The organism is Microcystis sp. LE19-41.2A, assembly GCF_027530405.1.
Taxonomy (GTDB): Bacteria; Cyanobacteriota; Cyanobacteriia; order Cyanobacteriales; family Microcystaceae; genus Microcystis; species Microcystis aeruginosa.
The window spans coordinates 1-9,472 of the sequence record NZ_JAPZQJ010000542.1; the positions used below are offsets into that span (position 1 = coordinate 1).

Below are 9,472 nucleotides of genomic sequence, written 5' to 3' on the forward strand. Positions count from 1 at the left end.
TAAATTCTCTCTAGCATTTTCTGGCTCTCGGGGTTTAGGTCTCTAATCAATCTCATTGTATTTTCCTGCTGCTTCGTTTTTTTATGTATTATACTTCTTAATTTTTTATTTGGGTAATTAATTTTGCATGACTACTTAATAGATAAATGCTTTAAAATTTTAACAATTTGTTCTTCTGTGCGAGTTTTACGCTCAGATAATACTGCTAATTGATGATAATATAGCGTTTCCTAAGCTAGTGAGGTACACCTATTTTTCTTCCCTTTTGCCTTTTGCCTCTTGCATGAGTGCCTAAAACCCATAACTTTTGTACCTCAGCAGACTGAAAAACGCTATAATCGGCCTGAACTTCGTAAAAATTGGATTGGGCTGCCGCAATTCTGCCCAAGTATTGATATAGCTGGCCACGTTCTGCTCGTCGTTCTTCTCTATCTGCTGCGATCGCCTATCGCTCAGTTGCCATTGCATCGGATAAAACCGCAATAGATTTGGCATTAGACTCAATTAGTTGTTTCAATTGATCATCAGTCATAAGCTAGTGTAGAACGTAGGTCGGGTTGAAGCATGAAACCCAACGCCCGCTCATGTTACGCTACCGCTAACCCATCCTACAAATAATTCTGCCTCCCTACTTACTAAATCCGTTGAGTATAGGTTACATATCAGGAGAGACAAAAGGCAATTTAAATGCGCGGGCAGCTTAGAACTTACCTGAACAAAAGCCCCCAGAAAACATCACTTTCTAGGGGTCTAATTACAATTGACGGAAAACAAACTTATAGGGGGGTTAACCTCCAGCTACCGCAGGAACGATACTGACTTCATCGCCATCTTTTAAGGGGGTTTTTGTCCCATCGAGGAAGCGAATATCTTCGCTGTTGACGTAGAAATTTAAAAAGCGCCGGGGTGCGCCCTCTTCATCGCATAAGCGGGCCTTAATACCGGGGAAACTTGCTTCTAAGGATTCGATTAAACCACCGACACTACTAGCACTACACTCGATGGTAGCGTTATTTTCTGTAAATTTTTGCAGGGGAGTAGGAATGAGAACTTTTACAGCCATAGATATCAAGGAAAAAGTGGAAAGGACAGTAAGCTGTCCGCGAATTTAAATTGCTTGTGGAGATGGGGCAAGAGGATAATCACCCCATCATCCCTTAGTATCAATTCTAGACGAGAACCTGTTGCCATTCGAGGCGTTCGAGGGTGCGGGAACGTTCCAAGGCCCGTTCAAAGCTTTCTAATTTCGGTTCGATTAACAGGGGTTCACCGATATAACCCTGTACCGCTTCTTGGGTTTTTAGACCATTACCGGTGATATAAACGACCGTGGTTTCTTCGGGGTCGATTTTACCCGCTTCTACTAATTTTTTCAAGACAGCGATAGTCGTACCGCCCGCAGTTTCCGTGAAAATGCCCTCCGTTTCTGCCAAAAGTTTAATACCTTCGATAATTTCGGCATCGGTGACGGATTCAATATTACCGCCAGTTTTACGGGCAATATCAAGGGCATAAACACCATCGGCGGGATTACCAATAGCGATCGATTTGGCGATAGTATTGGGTTTAACTGGGGCGACAAAATCCCGTCCTTCCTTGAAAGCTTGGGCAATGGGGGAACAACCTTCCGCTTGAGCGCCACTAAAACGCACTGGTTTATCTGCCACCAAACCGACTTTAATGAATTCTTGGAAGCCTTTATAAATCTTGGTAAAGAGGGAACCACTGGCTAAAGGTGCGACAATATGGTCGGGTAGTTTCCAGCCTAATTGTTCAGCCACTTCAAAGCCTAAAGTTTTGGAACCTTCGGAATAGTAGGGACGCAGATTGATGTTGACAAAACCCCAACCGTAGGTATTGCCCACTTCGGAACAGAGACGGTTAACCTGATCGTAATTGCCTTTAACCGCCATGACCGTGGGATTATAGATTAGGGTGCCGAGAATTTTACCCGCTTCTAAATCGGAGGGAATGAAAACACAACAGTCTAAACCAGCGTGAGCGGCAATAGCGGCGGTGGAATTGGCCAGATTTCCCGTACTAGCACAGGAAACGGTAGTAAAACCTAATTCTTTGGCCCTGGTAAGGGCGACGGATACCACTCTATCTTTGAAGCTGAGAGTGGGCATATTGACGGCATCATTTTTAATGTAGAGATTTTTTAGACCCAAGCGCCGGGCTAAACGGTGGGATTTAACTAGGGGAGTCATACCCGTACCCACATCGATAGGATTTTCACTTTCCACCGGCAAAAAGGAACGATAGCGCCAGATGGAATTGGGACCTGCTTGAATGCTTTCTCTGGTAACGGTGCGACGGATGAGGTCGTAATCGTAGTCCACTTCTAGGGGGGCAAAGGTTTCTTCGCAGATATTCAGCGCTTTCAGGGGGTAGGAGGTCCCTCCTTCCTTAGAAACCAAGCGGGTAAAGGTGGGGATGAATTTTGAGGTTTCGATGTTTGTCGCTAGGGTCATGATTTTCCTGTCTTGCCGTCAACTGAATCTACACACATCCTATCACCGGCAAAATCTTGGTGTCAAATATACCCGACAAAAATAGTCGGGTATAAATTTATACAAAAAATAGGTGATATTCTGGGGAGCAGCAAGGGTTAAGGGGAGATGGTTAAGCTGCTGTGTCAGGAAACTTCGGTGTAGTTTTAGGTCAAAAAAAGGACGAGGAGAAGGGATTTAAGTGTTTTAGGAGGCTATAGCCTATTTACTGCGAATTTTATCGAAATAAGCTCTGATTTTTGTTTAAACAGCTTAAACAGGGGGCGATTAACTGCGGTTGCCAGAAAGTTTCTCGCTTTACTCAGGATGATTGTCAAGAAAAGTGACAAATTATGTGATTTTGTTGAGAAATAATAATTTTTTCTGGACTGCCCAATAAAATTGACCATTTTCGGCAGGAGTCAGGAGCCGGTCGTCAGGAGTTAGAAGATTGCTTTTATTTATTCTCCCCCCACACCCCACACCCCACACCCCACACCCCACACCCCACACCCTACACCCTCTTTCAAGTCAGTGGTCAGGAGATAACTGCTTTTTGATAAAAAGTTAACGTAGTATTGCCGTAGCGTTTTTGACGACAAATGGTTAAACCTTCTAGATTAATTGCTTGCCAAGATTTGGGATTGTGTTCCACGGCAATTTCCCCCAGAGAATCTAATAAATTAGATTGAGAGATGGCAGTTAATACCGGTAAATATAACCCGCTTTCGTAGGGAGGGTCAAAATAAATTAAATCAAAACTTTTCTCCGCTAAAGTGGCTAACTTTGTCAGTACATCTCCCCGAATTACTTGGAATTGCTGGTGAGAAGTTGCTAAATTGCGCCAATTTTCCTTGATAATTTCACCAGCGCGTCCTGATTGTTCAATTCCGATTACTAGACTCGCACCTCGACATAAAGCTTCCGCACCCATCGAACCATTACCCGCACAAAGATCCAACCAACGACAGCCGGATAATTTCTGTTGCCAGATATTAAATAAAGCTTCTCGCACCCTTGCTGTCGTCGGACGGGTTAATTGTCCTGCTAGGGTTTTTATGGGACGATTGCCGTAAATTCTCATCGGTTAAAAGGCAAATTCAGTTAATCTTTTTTGTAATAAATCAGGAAAAAGGGCATAGTATCTTTGATTGAGAGGAGAGGGATGGGGTAGAGGCAATAAAGTCACTTTTTTTTGCTGTTTTAATCCCTGTTCATCGGTAGCGGTAAGGGTAACTAGGAGTTTTTTGGTAAAGCGTTCTTTATCAAGATAGAATTTATCTACTTCTTTGGGTTTACCGTAGGGTTCAAACCATTTAAAAGCTTCCGTGCCAAGAGGAATGATATGATCACCTTGCCAATAAAAAACGAGCAGTTTTTCTATAAATGGACGGAAACGATCTTTCACTTCCCCAGAATAAGCTTTATTACCCGGGGGTTTGTAGGGAACTGTATTAGTTAGGAAAATTCGATCGCACACCGATAATAGCTCTTGACGATCGTGGGATTTTCTCCCCTGCCAAGCTTGAAAAAATCCCTCTCTCACCATTCTACCAGCAGCCCCGATCAAAGGTTGTCCTGCATACACTTCATCTCGTCCTAAATCCCGGCCAAAAAAGCATAACTGACTAGCAAGATTACCAGCATACAAAACTGGTTCAAAGGGGTCTTTTTTTGCCTCTTGGTAAATTAGGGTATCGATGGGAAAATCCTCTTTTTTTGCCTCTTGGTGTACCTGTTTAATTAGGGTTTTAATATCGGCCATTATTCCAGAAATCGGTTATTAGTGGCTCTCCATTCTACTACAAAAATGAAAATTATCAGTCTTCAGTCTTCAGGAGATTATTTTTATTTATTCTTCCTTTTCCCCACACCCCACACCCCACACCCCACACCCCACACCCTACACCCTACACCCTACACCCCACACCCCACACCCCACACCCCACACCCCACACCCCACACCCCACACCCCACACCCTACACCCCAATTCACTCCTCGGTGCGATAGCCAAATTCTGCTAAAAGTGAGCGAGATTGTCGCCATTTCGGTTCTACCTTCACAAATAATTTTAAATATACCTCCCCGGCGATTAACTTTTGAATAGCCGATCGAGCGGAAGAGCCGATCGCTTTTAACATACTGCCATTTTTACCGATGACGATCCCTTTTTGGGAAGCTCGTTCCACGTTAATGGCGGCAAAAACCTTGGTTAAAGCGGGAGTTTCCTCGACGCGTTCAATCACCACCGCCACAGAATGGGGAATTTCCTGACGGGTTTGCAGTAAAATCTGTTCGCGGATTAATTCGCCCATAATAAACCTTTCCGGCTGATCGGTGACTAAATCGGGGGGATAGTAATAGGGACCGACTTCGAGGGAATCAATTAACAGATTTTGCAATTCTTCGATTCCCGTCCCCTCCAGTGCCGAAAATTTGAGTAGAGACCAGTTATTTTCCGCCGCTAAGGTGCGATAACTATCGTCGATAGGCTCCCGGTCTTCCGGTTGCTGATCGGCTTTATTTAGCCCTAAAATCGTGGGAGTTTGGTTTTTAGTCAGTAAATCGGCGATATAGCGATCGCCACTACCCAAAAAATTGCTACTATCGACAACAAATAAAACTAAATCTACAGAATTTATGGCGTTTTCAGCATTTTTAACTAAAACTTTGCCTAATTCGTGATGGGGCTTGTGAATGCCGGGGGTATCGACAAAAATCATCTGGGCGCGCTCGCTGGTGACAATGCCGCGTAAACGGTTGCGGGTAGTTTGAGCGATGGGAGAAGTAATGGCGATTTTTTGTCCCACTAATTGATTCATCAGGGTGGATTTGCCCACATTAGGACGACCAATAATACCAATAAAACCCGATTTAAAACCAGTGGGTGCGATGGGAATTACTGCCGAATCGAGATTAAAGGCTTGGGAGTTGATCAAATCGTTCATAATTAAAGAATATTTCTTAAAAAATATTTTTACCCATGCAAAGGATAATTTTGTTCTTGTTAGTATTGATTCTAGGCTGTAGTAACCATTTAAAATTGTCTATGGCAGGAAATTTAAGCGATCGCTTAACTAATTATCCTCGCTGGATGACTAAACCGGTGGTTAGTTTTGCCAGCGGAGATTTAGTTTATCCCGATTGGATGGTAGGCAATTGGACTGTCACCAGTACTCTGATCGATTTAACCGCTCCTCTTGCTCCCCAGATTATCACACCTGGTTTTGAAAGTAATCGTCGTTACCTAGAACAATCGATCGAGTTTCCAGTGAGATTCATTGAGAAAGCTATGTCCAGACCGATAAATGCTGCCTTTTTATCCACCATTATCAGTAAACCATCAATTGTGGCCGATCGATCCTTTAATGGTTTAGCAATTAGTCGCGCCTATTTGGGTAGTCAATCGGTATTATCGGTAAAAACTGACCCCAATAATCCCAATCGTCAGATTACCTTTTTACGGGGCGCTCATCAACTAATTTCCACGGTAATTGCCAGAAATAGCGAAACTCCTAGCCGAAATCAATTTATTGCCACAGAAATTAGTCAACAAATTTTCCAGGGAGAAACCAATACTTATCTTAATGAGGTGGAAACCACCACCGCCTATCAGTTATTATCTCCTAATAAAATTCTAGGCGATCAGGTGACAGCCATTTATCTTTCCCCCCAATCGCCTGATTATTTCCAAGCGCCGAATCGTCCTGTGGCTTTGTATCGTTATCGCTTACAATTGCTGAAAGATTAATATAGATCCTGAAAAAATCAAAAATCTTCCCTTAGGTGAGGAGACAGGAAGAGAAAAAGACAAGAGACAATTCTAGCCATAAAACCTAAGATTATGTCCAAAAGGAATTAAGAGAACTTTCCTGGGCCTAGTTTTCGGACTTTATTGGAGGACTTGGGGACGATTGGTTTGAATACTCTTAATCCCTCCTACAGCAGATGTTATGGCCTTTTGTCAACGGGGAAGTTCAGTAATAATCATCAACAGTTGATGGTCTCATAGTCTCAGCATCTGTGTTAGAGTTAAGCGATAACTATGTCCTGGGGAAAAACTATGAGTCTTTGTTTTAATCCCACCTGTCGCCACGAAAACCCTAAAGATATTGTATCCTGTGAACGCTGCGGTCAGTCATTAAAGTTAGGCGATCGCTATCGAGGATTGAGAGAAATTGGGTCTGGGGGGTTTGGCATCACCTATTTAGGTATAGATGAAAGCGAAACTAATCACCCTCCCTGTGCGATTAAACAATTTTCCCCCCATAGGACTAATGATGCTCAGGTATCCTCTGGCCTCTTCCGTCGAGAAGCCCAAAGTTTACAGGTGCTTAACCATCCCCAAATCCCCAAATTTTTGGCATATTTTTATATAGATGAACAACAGTATCTTATCCAAGAGTTCATTCCAGGAGAAACCTTAGAACAAGAATTAGCAGCAAGGGGGGTATTTGGAGAAAGCCAAATCCGAGATATACTCAATCAAATTTTACCGATTTTACAATATCTACACGCTAAAAACCTAATTCATCGGGATGTTAAACCCGCTAATATTATCCGTAGAACAAGCGATAAACGTCTCTTTTTAGTAGATTTTTGGCCGACTAAACTCCACACGGGAACTAACCTGGCTAAAACGGGAACTAGCATCGGAACTGCGGAATTTGTCGCCCCAGAACAATTACGAGGAAAAGCGGTTTTTGCTAGTGACCTCTATAGTTTAGGTGTAACCTGTATTTATTTATTAACTAATACATCACCGTTTAATTTAGTGGATGGTGATAATAATTGGGTATGGCGAGACTGGCTTGGGGAAAATACGGTTAGTTCTCAATTAGCGGAAGTTTTAGATGGTCTAATTGCGCCAGGTCTAAGTAACCGCTATACATCAGCTTCAGCGGCATTAAAAGACCTCAATCAGCCTCGCAAAGCGAAAAATGTCTATGGTAATTATTTGTGGTTTGGCAGTGCAATCGCTGCTTTGATAGCCCTGTTTTATGGGTTCAAAACCACCCAAGAATCATCAAAGATTGAACCACCCACCTCACCAACTCAACCGATTATTCGCCCCAGCAATTTAGAAGTAATTAAATTATTATCTATTTATGTTAATGTACAAAATACATCCTATTTAGACAAGGGAAAATTTCTTGAAAAACTCTCAGGATTAATTGCCCTACCCAGCCATTATTTTGAGGTACAAGTTATTAATAATCATGGAGTGCAAGTAGCCGCGATTCCTCGCCAAAGTGATAGTTATGGTTATGTAGCGGTTTTATGGGGGGGTAAAATGTCAGATGCCGATACCAAACGCCAACAAAATTGGCAACCTAAAGACCCGACAGATTATGGAACTTTCAGTATTCCTAATTTTCGGAAAACCCCCTCCAATTATGTCACGAGAGTTAGCTATTGTGAAAGCATCCAAACGACGACAGAACCGCCATTATTATCAACCGTAGGGGATTCACTACCTCTTTCCAGTGATGAATTACCCTGTCCCCCGGGTTATGCTTTTTCTTTGGGAATCATTGATGCGATCGGCAAATTAGCAGCCACGACCGTTCCAGCCGTCATTACGCCAATTCAAAAATGAAACGCATCGGCCTTAAGATTTGAGAGAGAAAGGCTCATCAGGTGAACCTCCCGCGCATTTAAATTGCTTGTTGAGACGAGGCACTCTGGCAACAGCAAAGGGATTGGGGGAGATTCGGCTAATCTTAAGAATAAGCGGTTGCCCCCTAGTTCTATCTCAAGGTCGCGAGAGGACTCCCGTTAAACCGCTACGCAGTTAACGGGAGATGAATCGCGACCAGAATGAAACTAACGCGGTAGCGTTTCCACTTTTGGGGAGTTTTGGTTCTCGACGTATTTTTTTAGTTGTTCGACAGTAAGTAGTCGTGCAAAATTAATTTCTTGGTTAGGATAGGCAAAAGGCAAGAGGCAAAAGGCAAAAGCTTGATCGAAATGTGTAATTAATTTTGCTTAGGTACTTAACGCCGCCACAACTAGCCACGAAATAAGCTCCCGTCCAAAAATAAGGTTTATTGTCGAAATACTTGGCCGCCAAATTCGGAAATTCCTTTCTAATTAAGCGACTACTAACTGTTTTAAGGTTAGCGATTAATTTGGATAAAGCGATGTCAGGTTTGTCATCAATAATCCGGTGAACGTAATCTGATTCACCGTTGAAATCAAGCAACACGCTTTCCCATTTCGTGAGCGTTGACACAAAGATTTCTTTAAGTCGGGCTAAGATTTCATCGTTAATAGCAATGGCCGGTATTTGATGACGAATACGACGTGAGCGGTAAGTCTATAAACAGAGCGAAATCCATGATTGTAATCAGTTGACATATTAGATGGTAAGTGTTATAATCTAATTTTACATCACGAAACGAACGACAGTGATAACGCTTACCTACCAGTACAAACTAAAGGTAAACAGACAACAGGAACGGGAGATCATCCACATTCTTAATGTTGCCAAAAGCGTTTATAATTACGCGCTCTCGGAACGGAAAGATTGGTTAAACTCTCGAAAGTGTCTTGCGGATCGCTGTTCGTTAGTTTCCGAGTACATAATTCCTGCGGATGAACCCTATCCAAATTACTTCGTTCAAGCTAAAAATCTAACGGAAGCTAAAAAATTCTCTGCGATATTAAAGACGGTTAACGCTCAAGTTTTACAGCAAGTCTTAAAAACTGTAGATAAAGCTTTTGACCAGATAAAATCGAAAGGCTTCGGCTTTCCTAGATTTAAGAAAAAGATGCGAAGTTTTGTTTTCCCTGCGCTGTCAAAAAACTTTCTAGGGGATGGATGTTTGAATTTTCTACAATTAGGAAAAATTAGAATACGGCCATCTAGAGAATACCCGTCTGGGTTCGAGCCTAAACAAGCTCGAATTATCCAAAAAGCGTCGGGATTTTACGTTTCGGTTTCTTTCCAATCTACGGAATTAGTTCCCGATATGAC

At 42.5% G+C, this 9,472-nt stretch carries 10 protein-coding genes; 4 read left to right on the plus strand and 6 right to left on the minus strand.

Annotated elements, in window-relative coordinates:
- Window positions 1-787: 787 nt before the first annotated feature.
- The 4 genes from O9290_RS22665 to O9290_RS22680 all read right to left on the minus strand — a co-directional run bounded on the left by O9290_RS22665 (window position 788) and on the right by O9290_RS22680 (window position 4,257).
- Window positions 788-1,063, minus strand: a complete 276-nt coding sequence (locus O9290_RS22665) for a MoaD/ThiS family protein (protein ID WP_002757903.1) — start codon at window positions 1,061-1,063, stop codon at window positions 788-790.
- A gap of 106 nt (window positions 1,064-1,169) precedes the next feature.
- The gene (gene thrC, locus O9290_RS22670; protein WP_002757901.1) at window positions 1,170-2,474 is read right to left on the minus strand and encodes a threonine synthase; all 1,305 of its coding nucleotides are present in this window, start codon (window positions 2,472-2,474) and stop codon (window positions 1,170-1,172) included.
- Between the two features lie 556 nt (window positions 2,475-3,030).
- Window positions 3,031-3,576 (minus strand): 16S rRNA (guanine(966)-N(2))-methyltransferase RsmD, encoded by a 546-nt coding sequence (rsmD, locus tag O9290_RS22675; protein WP_002757898.1) that lies wholly within the window; start codon window positions 3,574-3,576, stop codon window positions 3,031-3,033.
- A 3-nt stretch (window positions 3,577-3,579) separates the two neighbouring features.
- Window positions 3,580-4,257, minus strand: coding sequence for a uracil-DNA glycosylase family protein (locus O9290_RS22680; RefSeq protein ID WP_002757896.1), 678 nt, complete (start codon window positions 4,255-4,257; stop codon window positions 3,580-3,582).
- A 45-nt stretch (window positions 4,258-4,302) separates the two neighbouring features.
- Here O9290_RS22680 and O9290_RS22685 point away from each other — a divergent pair, with 45 nt between their 5' ends.
- Entirely contained in the window at window positions 4,303-4,503 is a 201-nt protein-coding gene (locus O9290_RS22685; protein ID WP_288087580.1) for a hypothetical protein, read from the plus strand.
- On the opposite strand, the gene era is transcribed toward O9290_RS22685, so the two are convergent.
- Window positions 4,485-5,441, minus strand: coding sequence for a GTPase Era (gene era / locus O9290_RS22690; protein WP_002757895.1), 957 nt, complete (start codon window positions 5,439-5,441; stop codon window positions 4,485-4,487). The two genes, O9290_RS22685 and era, sit on opposite strands and share 19 nt — an antisense overlap.
- Before the next feature lie 35 nt (window positions 5,442-5,476).
- On the opposite strand from era, the gene O9290_RS22695 reads away from it, so the two are divergent.
- Complete coding sequence (locus O9290_RS22695; protein WP_002757894.1) at window positions 5,477-6,244, plus strand: DUF6816 family protein; 768 nt, start codon at window positions 5,477-5,479, stop codon at window positions 6,242-6,244.
- 312 nt (window positions 6,245-6,556) lie between these two features.
- Complete coding sequence (locus O9290_RS22700; protein WP_288057249.1) at window positions 6,557-8,092, plus strand: serine/threonine-protein kinase; 1,536 nt, start codon at window positions 6,557-6,559, stop codon at window positions 8,090-8,092.
- A gap of 324 nt (window positions 8,093-8,416) precedes the next feature.
- Here the strand turns inward: O9290_RS22700 and O9290_RS22705 are convergent, their stop codons facing one another.
- The gene (locus O9290_RS22705) at window positions 8,417-8,728 is read right to left on the minus strand and encodes a transposase (RefSeq protein WP_012265041.1); all 312 of its coding nucleotides are present in this window, start codon (window positions 8,726-8,728) and stop codon (window positions 8,417-8,419) included.
- A 175-nt stretch (window positions 8,729-8,903) separates the two neighbouring features.
- Between O9290_RS22705 and O9290_RS22710 the strand changes: the two genes are divergently transcribed.
- The coding region (locus tag O9290_RS22710; RefSeq protein WP_288057251.1) for an RNA-guided endonuclease InsQ/TnpB family protein at window positions 8,904-9,472 on the plus strand (569 nt) is incomplete at its 3' end.